Origin of the sequence: Arthrobacter sp. NPDC057013 (assembly GCF_042674585.1) — a bacterium.
Lineage (GTDB): Bacteria > Actinomycetota > Actinomycetes > Actinomycetales > Micrococcaceae > Arthrobacter.
Map to the genome: position 1 here is coordinate 339931 of NZ_JBHUSE010000003.1, position 12928 is coordinate 352858.

General features: G+C 64.9%; 16 protein-coding genes. 8 read left to right on the forward strand and 8 right to left on the reverse strand.

Annotated elements, in window-relative coordinates:
• The first annotated feature begins 112 nt into the window (after positions 1-112).
• Positions 113-388 carry a hypothetical protein gene (locus ACFTSA_RS07215; protein ID WP_377950588.1) on the forward strand — a complete coding sequence of 92 codons (276 nt, stop codon included), beginning with the start codon at positions 113-115 and terminating at the stop codon, positions 386-388.
• 3 nt (positions 389-391) lie between these two features.
• Here the strand turns inward: ACFTSA_RS07215 and ACFTSA_RS07220 are convergent, their stop codons facing one another.
• Positions 392-1093, reverse strand: a complete 702-nt coding sequence (locus tag ACFTSA_RS07220; protein WP_377950589.1) for a type 1 glutamine amidotransferase domain-containing protein — start codon at positions 1091-1093, stop codon at positions 392-394.
• A 41-nt stretch (positions 1094-1134) separates the two neighbouring features.
• The gene (locus ACFTSA_RS07225; protein ID WP_377950590.1) at positions 1135-2451 is read right to left on the reverse strand and encodes a class I SAM-dependent methyltransferase; all 1317 of its coding nucleotides are present in this window, start codon (positions 2449-2451) and stop codon (positions 1135-1137) included.
• Between the two features lie 278 nt (positions 2452-2729).
• Between ACFTSA_RS07225 and ACFTSA_RS07230 the strand changes: the two genes are divergently transcribed.
• Positions 2730-3197, forward strand: coding sequence for a hypothetical protein (locus ACFTSA_RS07230; RefSeq protein WP_377950591.1), 468 nt, complete (start codon positions 2730-2732; stop codon positions 3195-3197).
• Positions 3198-3429: 232 nt separating this feature from the next.
• Positions 3430-3897 carry a hypothetical protein gene (locus tag ACFTSA_RS07235; protein ID WP_377950592.1) on the forward strand — a complete coding sequence of 156 codons (468 nt, stop codon included), beginning with the start codon at positions 3430-3432 and terminating at the stop codon, positions 3895-3897.
• Positions 3898-3974: 77 nt separating this feature from the next.
• Here ACFTSA_RS07235 and ACFTSA_RS07240 read toward each other — a convergent pair whose 3' ends face one another.
• On the reverse strand, positions 3975-4439 hold the full coding sequence (locus tag ACFTSA_RS07240) for a hypothetical protein (RefSeq protein WP_377950593.1): 465 nt from the start codon (positions 4437-4439) through the stop codon (positions 3975-3977).
• Positions 4440-4824: 385 nt separating this feature from the next.
• On the opposite strand from ACFTSA_RS07240, the gene ACFTSA_RS07245 reads away from it, so the two are divergent.
• Positions 4825-6456: an alkaline phosphatase D family protein gene (locus ACFTSA_RS07245; protein WP_377950594.1), complete on the forward strand. Its 1632-nt coding sequence runs from the start codon at positions 4825-4827 to the stop codon at positions 6454-6456.
• A 68-nt stretch (positions 6457-6524) separates the two neighbouring features.
• On the opposite strand, the gene ACFTSA_RS07250 is transcribed toward ACFTSA_RS07245, so the two are convergent.
• Positions 6525-6878: a GYD domain-containing protein gene (locus ACFTSA_RS07250; RefSeq protein WP_377950595.1), complete on the reverse strand. Its 354-nt coding sequence runs from the start codon at positions 6876-6878 to the stop codon at positions 6525-6527.
• A gap of 140 nt (positions 6879-7018) precedes the next feature.
• Here ACFTSA_RS07250 and ACFTSA_RS07255 point away from each other — a divergent pair, with 140 nt between their 5' ends.
• Positions 7019-7270, forward strand: a complete 252-nt coding sequence (locus ACFTSA_RS07255; RefSeq protein WP_377950596.1) for a hypothetical protein — start codon at positions 7019-7021, stop codon at positions 7268-7270.
• A gap of 246 nt (positions 7271-7516) precedes the next feature.
• Here ACFTSA_RS07255 and ACFTSA_RS07260 read toward each other — a convergent pair whose 3' ends face one another.
• Positions 7517-7780 carry a hypothetical protein gene (locus ACFTSA_RS07260; protein ID WP_377950597.1) on the reverse strand — a complete coding sequence of 88 codons (264 nt, stop codon included), beginning with the start codon at positions 7778-7780 and terminating at the stop codon, positions 7517-7519.
• Between the two features lie 273 nt (positions 7781-8053).
• On the opposite strand from ACFTSA_RS07260, the gene ACFTSA_RS07265 reads away from it, so the two are divergent.
• From ACFTSA_RS07265 to ACFTSA_RS07275, 3 genes are all read left to right on the forward strand, one after another.
• The gene (locus ACFTSA_RS07265) at positions 8054-8680 is read left to right on the forward strand and encodes an exonuclease domain-containing protein (RefSeq protein WP_377950598.1); all 627 of its coding nucleotides are present in this window, start codon (positions 8054-8056) and stop codon (positions 8678-8680) included.
• A complete protein-coding gene (locus ACFTSA_RS07270; protein ID WP_377950599.1) occupies positions 8622-8912 on the forward strand; it encodes a hypothetical protein in 291 nt (96 codons plus the stop codon). Before ACFTSA_RS07265 ends, ACFTSA_RS07270 begins: the two co-directional genes overlap by 59 nt.
• Before the next feature lie 173 nt (positions 8913-9085).
• Positions 9086-9841, forward strand: a complete 756-nt coding sequence (locus tag ACFTSA_RS07275; RefSeq protein ID WP_377950600.1) for a ZIP family metal transporter — start codon at positions 9086-9088, stop codon at positions 9839-9841.
• Between the two features lie 135 nt (positions 9842-9976).
• On the opposite strand, the gene ACFTSA_RS07280 is transcribed toward ACFTSA_RS07275, so the two are convergent.
• From ACFTSA_RS07280 to ACFTSA_RS07290, 3 genes are all read right to left on the reverse strand, one after another.
• Positions 9977-10165, reverse strand: a complete 189-nt coding sequence (locus ACFTSA_RS07280; protein ID WP_377950601.1) for a hypothetical protein — start codon at positions 10163-10165, stop codon at positions 9977-9979.
• Between the two features lie 196 nt (positions 10166-10361).
• Positions 10362-11765 carry a GAF domain-containing serine/threonine-protein kinase gene (locus ACFTSA_RS07285; RefSeq protein WP_377950602.1) on the reverse strand — a complete coding sequence of 468 codons (1404 nt, stop codon included), beginning with the start codon at positions 11763-11765 and terminating at the stop codon, positions 10362-10364.
• 138 nt (positions 11766-11903) lie between these two features.
• The gene (locus ACFTSA_RS07290) at positions 11904-12161 is read right to left on the reverse strand and encodes a hypothetical protein (RefSeq protein WP_377950603.1); all 258 of its coding nucleotides are present in this window, start codon (positions 12159-12161) and stop codon (positions 11904-11906) included.
• Positions 12162-12928 lie beyond the last annotated feature (767 nt).

A 12928-nucleotide genomic window follows, 5' to 3' on the forward strand; every position in this document is an offset into this window, starting at 1 on the left:
CGACTTCACAAGTACGACGGCGGGAGGCTGGCAGATCTGCCGGCCTCCCGCCGTCGTACTTGGGTTTAAAAGTAGGGGAGACTGTAAGCCTCAACCACGAAGGCGGACCACATTGATCAATCTGCAGCAGGATGCTGAAGGCTTCATCCGGATGAACCGGCATTTCCCGGAGAGTATCCTCGTCTCCGTGACCTTTGCCGACGGCTCGATGGAGGAGGTCTCCGGCAAGCGGCTCAACCAGGCGTACGACGAAGCCCTCGCCGAGTTCCGCGCACAGAACCACCTGGACGCGAAGGGCTTCTCGCGTTACCAGAAGAGCCGGACCAACCCCGGCAACAAGGTCGACTTCGTTCGCATCCAGCCCTGGATCGGGACTGCTGCCGGCTGACCCCTACTCGGCGAGGGCCTTGATGACCTCCTTGGCCACGTCCTCGCTGGACTGCGGGTTCTGGCCGCTGATCAGGTTGCCCTCGCGCACCACATGGCTGGCCCAGTCCGGGCCGGTCTCCACGTTGGCGCCTTTCTCCCGCAGCGCCGTCTCCACGAACCACGGGGTGTTCTCCCCGGTGCCGCCGCCCAGCTCCTCCGAATTGGTGAACACCGTGACTTTGCGGCCTGCGAAGGCGAACTCGCCGTCGTCGGCCGTTGCGCTGAGCAGGCCCGCGGTGCCGTGGCAGAAGGGCGCGACAATCTTGCCGACGCCGTCGGCCTCCAGCAGGATCCGGCCGAGGTCCTTGTCCTGGAAGAGGTCCGCCATGGGCCCGTGGCCGCCGGGCAGGACGACGGCGTCGTACCCGGACGTGTCGACGTCGGCCAGCACCAGCGGGGCGAACAGGTCGACGTCGATCATGTCCAGATAGGTTCGGAAGTCCTCCGCCCGCTCCTCGCTGCCGACCGTCTCGGGCTGCAGGCTGAGCTTGTCCACGGTGGGTTTGACGCCGCCGGCGGTGGCGAAATCCACGTTGTGCCCGGCCTGCTGCAGGGTCCGGTGCGCCACCACCAGCTCCTCCGCCCAGAAACCGGTGGGGTGCTGGCTGCCATCCTTCATTGTCAGCGAATCGGCGGCCGAGACGACCATCAGAATGTTAGCCATTGTCCTTGCTCCTTATGTGGTTTTTCCTGGTTTCGATTCGCTTAGCCCGCCCAATTCCTCAGCCGCAGCGGCGGCTCCTCGCCGCCGGCATTCTGCAGCAGCACCTGGTTCACGCCGGTCAGGCCGTCCTCGAAGCCGAGAGCGCTGGCCGCCATGTACAGCCGCCAGATGCGGGCGCGGCCTTCGGACGTTAGCCGGACTGCCTCGTCCCACTGTTCCTCGAGGTTCTTGACCCAGGCGCGCAGCGTCAGGGCGTAGTGCCGGCGGAGAGCCTCGACGTCGAGCACCTCGAAGCCGCCGCCCTCCAGCGCCACGATCATGTCGCCCAGGCTGAGCATCTCGCCGTCGGGGAAGACGTAGCGGGGGATGAAGGAATCGGGATCGTCCTCTGTGGGCCCGGCGTTCCACGAGATGGCGTGGTTGAGCAGCCGGCCGCCTGGCCGCAACAGGCCATGAAGCTGCGACACATATCGGCCCAGCTGTTCACGTCCGACGTGCTCGGACATGCCGATGGAGCTGATCGCGTCGTAGGGGCCGTCGTTCACGTCGCGGTAGTCCTGGACGCGGATGTCCACAAGTTCCGTCAGCCCGGCCTCGGCCACCCGCTTGCTGGCCAGCTCCGCCTGCTCGGTGGACAGCGTGATGCCGACGACGTTCACCCCGTACCGTCCGGCCGCATGCAGCGCGAAGCTTCCCCAGCCGCAGCCCACGTCCAGCACCCGCATGCCCGGGGCCAGGCCGAGCTTCCGGCAGACCAGGTCGAGCTTCTCCTCCTGCGCGGCCTCCAGACCCGTCTCCTCGTCGGACCAGACAGCGCACGAGTAGACCAGCGACGGGCCGAGGACCAGCCGGTAAAAGTCGTTGCCGACGTCGTAATGGTGCGAAATCGCCGCGGCGTCCCGTTTCTTGGAGTGCCGCCTGCCGTGCTTCTCAACTTTCGCTTCCTCCGGCGGGGGAGCGGGGTTGGGGCCGAGCGCGCCGAGGCTGATGCCGGTCTTCACGAGCGTCCACGCTTCCCGGGGCGTCAGCGGACTGAACGGGCCCGGCTCGGCGAACTTGCCGGCGGAGCTGAGCGCGGCGAAGGCTGCGAAAATGTCGCCGTGTGCAGTGATCTCGCCGGCCACATACGCCCGGCTCAGTCCCAGCTGCCCGGGCGACCAGAGGATCCGCCGCAGCGCCCGGCGGGACGTGAACTCGATCAGCGGCGCATCTTCGGGGCCTGCTTCAGAGCCGTCCCAAGCCCGCAGCCGGATGGGTATCTGTTCCGTGCCAGAGTCTCCATCGTTGATGTTCCCGGTCCCGAGGACGATGGCCAATGCCTTGGCCAGTTTGGGTGCTGCTCCGGTCGTCTTTGCCATGTTCGTTTTTGCCAACCTCGTCGCCTCTCGTCTGCTGCCTAGCTCGCCGACTGCGCCCTTGCAGTCCCGTGGGATTAACGTACACAAGCCTGCCGGCACCGGACAGGGAGACAACCCTGTCTCGATCAGGTCCTTCCTGCTCCGGGCGGGGCTTGGGTTCGGGCGGCGCTCCTCGAATTCGCGGGCAGGGCCCGCCCGGACCTCTCCACTCTGGACCAGATTTCGGGCCGGTGGGATGCTGATCGCAAATACCGTCGGAGAGGGAGGCTGATACCGCCATGGACGACTCGCCGGAGACGCGCCAGAGGCTGTCCGACCGCATCGAAGAAAAGCAGTCCGCACTCCGCGCCTACCTGGAACGGCTACGGCCGCGACGGCACAAGCTCACCGAATTCAGCGTGGTGGGAAGTGTGCTGGCCGCCCTGTTCACTGCCGGTCCGGCGTTCGGGGGCACCGGCTTCACGGCATCGGTCCAGAGCATGTTCTCCCTGGACGATGCTTCCGTGGTGTGGCGGGTTCTTTGCCTGGGGGCAGTAATTCTGTCCGTCGGGGCCGGGCTCGCCACGAACTTCGCGAATTCCCAGGCCTTGGCTGAGAAGGTCACCGCAGCAGAAACGGCCATCGCGCAGCTGGAAGGGCTGCAGCTGTCTCTGGGCTTCGGCCACATTGCCACGGACGAAGCAGCGATGCTCTACAAACAGTTCGTTTCCCACGTGGCCTTCGTGAATGAGGCGCCTACGCGCTGAGGGGAACCGGGGGCAGCCTTTCAGCAGCTGCCGTCCTCCGATGAAAAACCACTTCACCTGCTCCGCCCCCTGCTGTGGCTGCGGCCTGCCGTGGCTGCGGCGAACTCCGGCTGGAGCCCCGCTGTTCAGCGCCCGACGGCGGCCCCGGAACAGCCGAGTCTGGACCGGGATTCCGGGCGGTGGGATCCTGATCCAAACGTCGACCGGGGGGGGAGAAAGGCTGCAGCTAATCATGGAAGAATCTGCCGATACGCGGCAACGGCTCTCCGAGCGCATTGACCAAAAACGGCAGGCCATCCGCTCCTACATAGGACGGGAGCGCCCACGCCGGAACAGGCTCTCCAACATCAGCATCGTGGGCAGCGCCTTGGCCGCCATGCTTACTGCTGGCCCCGCCGTGGGAGGCACTGGATTCACCGAGGCGATCCAGGGCATCTTCAGCCTGCAGGAAGACTCCATCGTGTGGCGGTTCCTCTGTCTGGCTGCCGTCATTTTCTCCGTGGCCGCCGCCCTGGCAACGAACTTCGCCAACTCCCGCGCCCTGGGCGAAAAAGTCAGTGCTGCTGAGTCCGCCAACGCCCAGCTGGAGGGCCTGCAGCTGTCGTTGAACTTCGGCAACCTCGCCGTGCCTGACGCCCTCAAGCTCTACCAGCAGGCCGTCGCTCCGGTCGTGTTCGTGGATGAGGTGCCTTTGCGCTGAGCTGTCTTTCGCGGAAGATACGACGGCGGGTGGCTGGCAGAATGCCAGCCACCCGTTCTGTCTCGTCAGCTTTTTTCTTAGGCGAGCAGTGTGCAAATATCCGTTACCTGCCCGGTGCCTTCGAAGGGGCTGATTTGCCTCCCTCTTCCGTCAAGAACGTACGTGACGGAACCAACCGTTAGGTAGACACCCTTTCTGTCCCCCTCCGGAATTGTCAGTACGTTCCTGCCAGTGGCCGTTATCTCCACGCGGTTAGCGGACACTGTGTTGACGTGGCTCGCCCCTGTGATGCCGAAAGTGACGCTTTCGCCGGTCTTGACGTTGGTAAGCGTCACTTCCTGACCCGGAGCGGTGAAGATTGTGGCTCCGTTTGCAAGTTCGTTCACACCCGCCTTTCCCGTCACAACAGCCTCGATTCTGTATCCACACTCTCGAAGTGTCAGGGTCACTGTCCCGATGGGTTCCGGCGCCGCGGCAGCGACGGCTCCGGTGCCCGCCACGAGGCCGGTGAGCATTCCTGTCAGTAGTAGAAGCTTCTTCATGGCAAACTCCGTCCAAAGATTTCGTTGGGGAAATGTGCATGCCAAACACGATGACGCATAATTCGCGCATGGGCATTAGATATTTCAGCAATGAATACTTCTGTAAAAGCGGTTCCCCCAATAAGGAGCCGCAGATGAGTTGCCGCTAGGAAAGACGCAAAGCAGCCAATTTCCCACTCATTTACCCCTGCCCGAAAGTAAGGGTCAGCTCTCGGCATATCTTCTTTGATTAATGCCTAGGTGCAGGATATTAGACCCTGCTTCTCACGCTTGGGAAGACAAATTCATTATTTGTCAAGGAATTCGATCTGGTTGTCACCGGCTTGCTTCACCGGGTTCACCCCGCCGTCGCCGCCCCTTAACCCGGAGCCTCAACAATGGCCCCATGACTCCTCTCTCCCGCCGCAACGTCCTCAAAGGTGCCATCGCCGCTGCCGGTGCTGCCGCCGTCGCCCCTTCACTCGTTGTCCCCGCCCACGCAGCCCGGCCGTCGGCTGTTCCTTTAGTCCGCAACCGCCTGACCCTCCCGTCCGGTATCTCCACCGGAGATGTCACCACCAACTCGGGCGTCCTGTGGTCCCGGGCGTCGGGCGCGGGCCGGCTGGTTGCCAATCTGGTGGCGGTCGACGAGGACGGGTCCGCACTCCGCGGTAGCCGCGCCTTCAGCCGACTGCTCCGTGGCACCGCCGCCAGCGACGCCACGGACTTCACCTCGAAGATCGCCGCACGCGACCTCCCGGCGGGAACCCGCTTCGCGCTCACCATGCACTTCGAGGACCGGGACGGCAACGCAGGCGAGACCGCCCGCGGCTCATTCAGCACCGCGCCCGGCTCGAAGACCAACAGGGCCTGGTCCCGCAGCGCCGGTACGCAGCGCGGCCAGAGCTTCGTCTGGACCGGTGACACCGCCGGGCAGGGGTGGGGCATCAACGAGGAAATCGGCGGTATGCGCGGATACGCAGCCATGCTCGACACCAAGCCGGACTTCTTCATCCACTCGGGTGACACCATCTACGCCGACGGCCCCATCGCCGCGCAGGTCACCGAGCCCGACGGGCAGATCTGGCGCAACCTCGTCACCGAAGAGGTGTCCAAAGTGGCGGAAACCCTCGAGGAATACCGCGGCCGTCACCGGTACAACATGATGGACAAGAACATCCGCGCCCTTTATGCGGAGGTGCCGGTCATCGCGCAATGGGACGACCACGAGACCCACAACAACTGGTACCCCGGGCAGATCCTCACCGACGCCCGCTACAGCGAGCGCCGCGTGGACGTCCTCGCCGCCCGCGGCCGCCAAGCCTGGCAGGAATACCAGCCCATCGCCCAGCTCAGCGACGGTAGCACCGGCTTCGAACCGGCCCGCATCTACCGCAAAATCACCCGCGGCCCGCAGCTGGACGTCTTCTGCCTGGACATGCGGACCTTCAAGGACCCCAACACGGACGGCAAGGAAACGAAGCTCACCCACATACTTGGCCAGGAGCAGGCCGACTGGCTCATCCGCGAGGTCAGCAAGTCCAAGGCAACGTGGAAGGTGATTTCCGCGGACCTGCCGCTCGGCATCATCGTCCCCGACGGCCCCACCGCGCAGGAATCCCTTTCAAACCGCGACGCCGGTGCCCCCTTGGGCAAGGAACTCGAGATCGCGCGGGTGCTGTCCGCGTTCAAGCGCAACCGGGTTAAAAACGTCGTATGGCTCACCGCCGACGTGCACTACTGCGCCGCCCACCACTACTCGCCCGAGCGCGCCGCCTTCCAGGACTTCGACCCCTTCTGGGAGTTCGTCGGCGGTCCCATCAACGCCGGCAGCTTCGGCCCCAACAAGATGGACGGCACCTTCGGCCCGGAAGTGGTGTTCTCCCGGGCGGGCGCCTACGCGGGCGAGTCCCCGCGCAGCGGCGAAAGTCAGTACTTCGGCCACGTCGATCTCGGCGAGGACGACGTCTTCTCTGTCACCCTCCGCAACGCCAACGGCACAGTGATCTTCCGCAACGACCTGAATCCGGAGCGCTGAGCAACTGATCGGGCCTGCCGGGATCCCGAGGCTCGGGGTTTCGGCAGGCTCAACCAGGGGTGAGGGGGTCAATCGACGGTGACCTCGGGCTGCTGTGCCGTGCCCGGCGACTGGTACTTGATCCGCGCAGCCTGACGCATGGCTTCCATCGACTCCTCGACGCTCAGAAGCACCGTCGTTTCGAATGCGCTCAGCGCACCGCCTCCGCTGATGGCCAGTGCCACTGCGGCCATGGAAACGTTGTCGGGGGCTTCCCAGAGGTTGTAGCCATCGTGGGTGCCGAAGGCGTACCAGAATCCGTGGAGCTTCCCGCCCACCGATTCGATGTAGGCCTGCGCGGCCTTTCGGCGGTCCTCAGGGTTGTTGATCAGCCGGGCCCACGTTTCCGGGGTGTAGCTGAATTTGGACAGGTAGAGCGGCATCGTCTCGTCCTTTCGCTGGAAGCGGGATGGACCCAGAATGGCAGGCCGCAGTGCGGCCAGCAACGGCGGAATTTCCGGGTTTTGGCCGCGCGGCTTCAAGGGAGGTAGCCACCCTGCCCGTCTGGTGGGACGATTCCACTATGAGCGAGTTCTCTCCGGATCATGGACCCCACCTGCACGCGCATTCGGCACCGACCACCCAGCAGATGCGAACCGTTGGCCAGCGCCGCCGGGACGCTGAAGAGAAGCTGGAACAGCACCTCCAGGAAGCGCGGCACAAGGACCACCTGCACGGAAGTGCGCCTGTCACGCTGTCGGCTGCTTCGGCGGCGGACCAGAACGACGGCGGACTGCCCGACGGCGAGGGCGTTGATCCGAACCCGGGGCGGTAGTCCCCACCGGCTCAACCACGCGAACGTTAGGTCTCGACAAGCTCAACCACCGGAGCGGCATCACCACGACGGCGGGTGGGCCGCCGGCCATTCCGGCCCCCCCCCCGCGGGGGTTACAGAAAAAAGGGAAACAGAACAAAAAGCAGAAAACGAAACCCCCCGGCGCCCAACCCCCCCCCGGGGGGGGGCCCCCCACACTGGCCCGCCCCCCCGCCGTCGGGCTTTCCTGACTACTGCTAACCGGAACTACTCGAAGAACTCGATCCGCGGTTCGCCCTGGACGCCCGCGCGCTGGATGGCTTCCTTCAGTTCTGTGCTGGCGAAGAAAGCCCTGGCCGCTTCCACTGTGTCGAACTTATGGATGACCAGGACATTGTCCGGATCATCTGCCATCCGGTGGACCGACTGCTCGGTGACGCCGCCGTTTTTCTGCGCGTCGGCGAATGCGTCGTAGACCTTGCGCCATGCGTCGTAGTCGGCGACACGGTGGAGGACGAGTGAAAGGGCCATGGTACTTCTCCTTTGAAGCGAGGCTGCGGCCTACGCCTTGGGCCAGCGGTCTGGATTTCGTAGGTGGGCGGCCCGGGATTGGACCGCTCAAGGCCGTGGTACTCCGGGCCGGGCCGGGTGTCAACGCTCTTTTCATTGGCTGAATGGCACACGTCACATATTCAGCAGAGGCTGTAATCCGGCATTTGGTCTGCAAGAATGGCGAAGTCATGTGCGGGAGGTCACAAGCAAAGGCGCTTGCGGCCTCCCGCGCTATGCCCTGGGGAGGCAAGGATGTCAGGAATCACTTTTACGGCCATCGATTTCGAAACGGCCAACAGCTACCGCGGCTCGGCGTGCGCCGTCGGCCTGGTCAAGGTCCGGGACGGACACATCGTGGACACGGCGGCGTGGCTCATCAAGCCGCCGCCCGGTATCGACGACTTTGACCCCATCAATGTGGAGCTTCACGGCATCACCGAAGAGGACGTCCAGAACGCCGCCGACTGGGAAATGTCCCTCGAAGGCATCCTGCAATTCGTCTGCGAGGACCCCCTCGTGGCGTTCGACGCCGCCTACGACGCCTCCGTGATGCGCAAAGCCATCGAGCACCAGCACCTGGACCTGCCCGCGAAGGACTTCTACTGCGCGCTGCATCTGGCCCAGGCCCACCTGCCCCTGCCCCAGCACCGCCTCAGCGACGTGCTCGCCGCCCTGGATCTTCCGCCGGTTGAGCAGCACGAGCCCCGGGCGCACGCGCTTGCCTGCGCCCGGATTGTGCTTGCCATCGCTGACCAGCGCGGGTTGACCACTCTGGCCGAGGTCTGGGAGGAGCCGACGACGGCGGTCGGCAAGCGCCGCCGTGGCCGGCGGGTCCGCAACGACGCCGACCCGGAGGCTGAACCTCCCGGAACACGCTGAAAATCGCGGCACCGCGAAGCGCGTCTTCCGCACGGCAGCGGGACTGACCCTGTTCGCGCTGGGCGTGGCGGCCGCCGTCGGACTCGCGTATCTCACGGGACTCACGATCCGCTTCTTCGCCGTCGAGCAGACAATCAGCGCAGCACTGACAGTCGCCGCGCACGTGGCTGCCATGGGCGCGATCTGGACATGCATCCCAAGCGGCTGGCACCGGCTCCGGCCGGGTATCTGACCGCGGGGTAGCTGGCGGCCTGAACTGCCGGCCGCGCTTCCGGCCTGCCGCCACGGCTTCATCGTTGCCGTCTGCGAGAATGCCAGTGGACCGGGGAGGGCGCAACCGAACAGGGCCGTCCCCTCAGCTCAGCAAAGCAACAAGGCCTCCCGGCCGAGGAAAGGCGGACAGTCATGCCCATGTGGGCCCAGGCGCTCTTTTGGGGAACTCTGGCCGGCGGAGCGCTGGTTCTCGGCTCGGGACTGTCCTGGAAATGGAACATCCCCGCCAAGCTGGTCTCCTCGATCATGGCCTTCGGCGCCGGCGTCCTCATCTCGGCCCTGGCATTCGAGCTCGTTGACGAGGCCGTGCAGGGCGGCGGGCTCTGGCCCACGGTCCTCGGCTTCCTCGCCGGCGCGGTGGTCTACGTCGGCGCCAACGCACTCCTGGCCCGCTCGGGGGCCAAACACCGGAAGCGTTCCAAGGACCAGCAGCCCACCGAAAAGGACGATCCGGGCAGCGGCACGGCCATCGCCGTCGGGGCACTCCTGGACGGTATTCCGGAGTCGGTGGTCCTCGGCCTGGGCCTGATCACGGCAGGCACCGTGAGCCCGGCGATGCTCGCCGCTGTCTTCATCTCCAACGTCCCGGAAGGCCTGTCCAGCACGGCGGGCATGAAGAAGGCCGGCCGCAGCGCCGGGTACGTTTTCGGCGTGTGGGGCGGCATCGCGCTGCTGAGCGGGATCGCGTCGCTGGTCGGCTACACCGCGCTTGAAACCGCGCCAGACGAGATGGTCGCCTTCATCACCGCCGTCGCCGCCGGAGGCATCCTGGCCATGCTCGCCGACACGATGATCCCCGAGGCCTTCGAGGAGCACCACAACCTCACCGGCCTGGTGGCAGCGGTCGGCTTCCTCTCCGCCTTCACCATCCACCACGTCGGCGGATAGCTCTTTTCGGCCCAGGGTCCCTGGCCTGGGTCCCACAAAGCGACCCCGGCGACGGGTGGGCGGCGACGCTGACGCCCTCCCGCCGTCGAGCTTTAGCGAGCGTTCCCCGGGGGACTGCTCAGGCCGCGGTGACCGTTACGGTCCGTGTTGAGAGGGACGGCTGCCCGGCGATCCTGGCCGGCCCGCCCGCGGCGCCCGGGGTGTGGTCAGCGTGGGGAAGTAATCCACGTTCGCCCGCCCGCTCGCGGCGATGGCCCTCGGCCCTAGCGACGGTGCCGCCACCGCGACGATCGCGTCGTTGATGTGGATGTCCAAGACTGCCATTGCCGACCCCCTGTATTGGAGACCGGTAAGTGCTGAACACAGGTCCATGTCGCCCCCAATTGCGCTTACAGACAGCACCTATGATGGTCGCAGCAACCTAGGAAAAGCTTGCGGTACCCCCGCAGGAGGGGCCATGTCCTGGCATACGCCGTTCCGGCGTCGTTATTGGCTTTGCTGGATGGCGCCTTGTGGCGCCCTAATTGACGACGGCGGGATCGGGGGGAGTGCCGGGCAGGCCGGCGGCTGCCTCGAGCCTCAGCTCCATATCCGCCATGACCATCGCGGCCAAATCCCGCAGATTGGCGTTGTCCTCCGGCGTCATGGTGCGCGGCTCGAAGTCCAGGACGCACAGGGTGCCCAGGTTGTAGCCGTCCCGGGTCTTGAGGGGAGCACCCGCATAGAACTTCAGCCCGAAGTCGCCCGCCACCAGCGGATTGAGCAGGGTCCTCGGGTCCTCCGGGGCGTTCTCCACCACCCATAGATCGTCCTGCAGGATGGCTGACGCGCACAGCCCCGGGTCCCTGCTGATCTGCTTCACGTCCACGCCGTGGTGAGATTTGAACCAGATCCGGTCGTGGTCGACGATGGACACAATGGCCACCGGCACAGAGAGGAGCCGGGCGGCCAGGGCAGTGATCCTGTCGAAGGCACCGTCTGGCGGAGTGTCGAGGATGCCGTATCTGCGGACGGCCTCCATCCGGCCTTCCTCGTCCCTGGGAATGACAGTGGCGTCCACCTTGTGCTTTCCGCGGCTGCTGAGGGACAGCTCATACAGCGTCTGGCTCACCTCTGTGGTCGACGGTCTGTCCTCCGGATTGCGTGCCGTCATCGCGGCCAGCAGCAGCCGCCATTCCGGCTCGACGTCATCCGGGATATGGGGGTCTTCCATCAGGCGCGCGAGGGCGCTCTGCAGCGGATCACCAGGGAAGGCCTGCTGGCCGGTCAGGCTTTCGAGCAGCACCAGACCCAGGGAGTACACATCGCTGGGCGGCCCGATAGGCTCGGCCTTCGCCTGCTCCGGACTGAGGTAGCCCGCGGTGCCAAGGAATCCCCCGTCGTGCAGGTCCGGCGCATCAGCCATCAGCGCGATGCCGAAATCCGTGAGCTTTGCGTGCATGCGGGCGGTGTCGTGCTGGTAATCGAAGACCAGGATGTTGCCGGGCTTCACGTCCCGGTGGACCACGCCGCTTTCGTGGATGTAGGCCAGTGCGTCCGCCACGTCGTAGCCCATCTCAGCCGTGTGCCGGGAGGAGAGCGGGCCCTCTTCGGCAAGCCGGCGTTTGAGATCCGGGCCCTCCACGAGTTCCATCACCAGGTAAATGCGGGTGCGGCCGGGCTCTTCGCGGTCAACGCCGGCGTCGAGGAGCGTGATGAGGCTGTGATGGTTCAGGGCTGCGAGGACCTTGACTTCGGCGTCGTCGTCCCGCACCGGTTGAGGAGCAGAATCGCTCCTGTTAATGACCTTGAGCGCCACTTCACGCTCGAGGGACACGTCGACGGCGCGGTACACGTTTGCCATGGCGCCGGAACCGATCTGTTCCACCACCCGGTACCTCCCGCCGAGGACTGTGCCTTCTGCAATGCCGGGTTGTACGGCCATTGGGTACCTTAATTTTCCCGCCGGGCCCCGGGGGCCGGCGATATAAGTGCGTTGAAGCGTTGTGACGGCGGTGCGTCAAATGCCGGACTTTGGGTACACAGAAAGAGCCGACTTGCATCGGCTCTTTCTGTGCTTCGGCTAGATGAGGCTTGGGGCGCTCGCCAGGATGTAGTCGGCGGCTGCCGGCCCGGTCATGGCCAGCTCGCAGTTGTGCGGATCGATGCCGCGCTCCTTGAGAGCCGCGAAGAGCGAATCCGGAGCGGCCGGCTGCAACTTATGAAGCAGGCACCAGCTGGTGTAGAGGCCGTAGAGCTCGTCGGGGCCGAGCACCGTATCGGTTTCCCGCTCCGTGGTCAGCGCCTCGGCGACGAATTGTTCAAACTTGGTGGCGTCCATTTTGGGCTCCTCTAAGGACATGTACATTGATCCGCCGTTTCTGCTTCAGCGATAAACGGATCTTCGCCCGTAGGGGCCGTCGATCTACCTGAAACTTATGCGAGACAGACTGTTCTGTCTAGTTGAGCGGGTAACGCGCAGACCCATGTACAGGGTGTCTGCTACCGGTGAGTATGTGCGGTGTTCAGCCCGCTGCATCCAGTGGCCGTTCGACGGCTTCGACGGCGGGCGGGTGCCCGTTGTTCCGGCGCCTGTGGACGGCGGGGTGGGCCGCCGGGTCCCGATTTGCGGTTGGGTTCGGGGGCGTGTAATGTTCTTCGAGTCGCCGCCGCTGAAGCGGAAAGATGGCGACCGACTCCCTTTCAAATGGCCTGGAAAATGGTGCGCTTAGCGGTGTGCCGTGGACGGGTGGGGCTGGTTTTTCTGCTGGTGTGGGTCCTGGGATATGGATTTGCGTCGGGGGGTGGAACCGGGTAAGTTTGAAAAGTTGCTCCGGAGCGATCCTGAACGTTGGTTTGGGTGGTGCCGGGTGTGTCTGTTGTTTGAGAACTCAATAGTGTGCCAAGTTTGTTGATACCGATTTTTTATGAATTGGTTGAATTGCCGGGCCGCCCACCCCCGTGGTGTGGTCTGGTGTTTTTGGCTGGTTTCAAATTTTGTGCAGCCTGGGTCCCCGTTATTTCCGGGGGCGTGGGTTGTGTCTGTTTTACTTCAACGGAGAGTTTGATCCTGGCTCAGGATGAACGCTGGCGGCGTGCTTAACACAT

Excerpts from the sequence above, each read along its gene's own strand:
- ACFTSA_RS07220 (WP_377950589.1), bottom strand. The coding sequence starts at position 1,093 with ATGGCTAACATTCTGATGGTCGTCTCGGCCGCCGATTCGCTGACAATG.
- ACFTSA_RS07225 (WP_377950590.1), bottom strand. The coding sequence starts at position 2,451 with ATGGCAAAGACGACCGGAGCAGCACCCAAACTGGCCAAGGCATTGGCC.
- ACFTSA_RS07230 (WP_377950591.1), top strand. The coding sequence starts at position 2,730 with ATGGACGACTCGCCGGAGACGCGCCAGAGGCTGTCCGACCGCATCGAA.
- ACFTSA_RS07235 (WP_377950592.1), top strand. The coding sequence starts at position 3,430 with ATGGAAGAATCTGCCGATACGCGGCAACGGCTCTCCGAGCGCATTGAC.
- ACFTSA_RS07240 (WP_377950593.1), bottom strand. The coding sequence starts at position 4,439 with ATGAAGAAGCTTCTACTACTGACAGGAATGCTCACCGGCCTCGTGGCG.
- ACFTSA_RS07245 (WP_377950594.1), top strand. The coding sequence starts at position 4,825 with ATGACTCCTCTCTCCCGCCGCAACGTCCTCAAAGGTGCCATCGCCGCT.
- ACFTSA_RS07250 (WP_377950595.1), bottom strand. The coding sequence starts at position 6,878 with ATGCCGCTCTACCTGTCCAAATTCAGCTACACCCCGGAAACGTGGGCC.
- ACFTSA_RS07255 (WP_377950596.1), top strand. The coding sequence starts at position 7,019 with ATGAGCGAGTTCTCTCCGGATCATGGACCCCACCTGCACGCGCATTCG.
- ACFTSA_RS07260 (WP_377950597.1), bottom strand. The coding sequence starts at position 7,780 with ATGGCCCTTTCACTCGTCCTCCACCGTGTCGCCGACTACGACGCATGG.
- ACFTSA_RS07265 (WP_377950598.1), top strand. The coding sequence starts at position 8,054 with ATGTCAGGAATCACTTTTACGGCCATCGATTTCGAAACGGCCAACAGC.
- ACFTSA_RS07275 (WP_377950600.1), top strand. The coding sequence starts at position 9,086 with ATGCCCATGTGGGCCCAGGCGCTCTTTTGGGGAACTCTGGCCGGCGGA.
- ACFTSA_RS07280 (WP_377950601.1), bottom strand. The coding sequence starts at position 10,165 with ATGGCAGTCTTGGACATCCACATCAACGACGCGATCGTCGCGGTGGCG.
- ACFTSA_RS07285 (WP_377950602.1), bottom strand. The coding sequence starts at position 11,765 with ATGGCCGTACAACCCGGCATTGCAGAAGGCACAGTCCTCGGCGGGAGG.
- ACFTSA_RS07290 (WP_377950603.1), bottom strand. The coding sequence starts at position 12,161 with ATGGACGCCACCAAGTTTGAACAATTCGTCGCCGAGGCGCTGACCACG.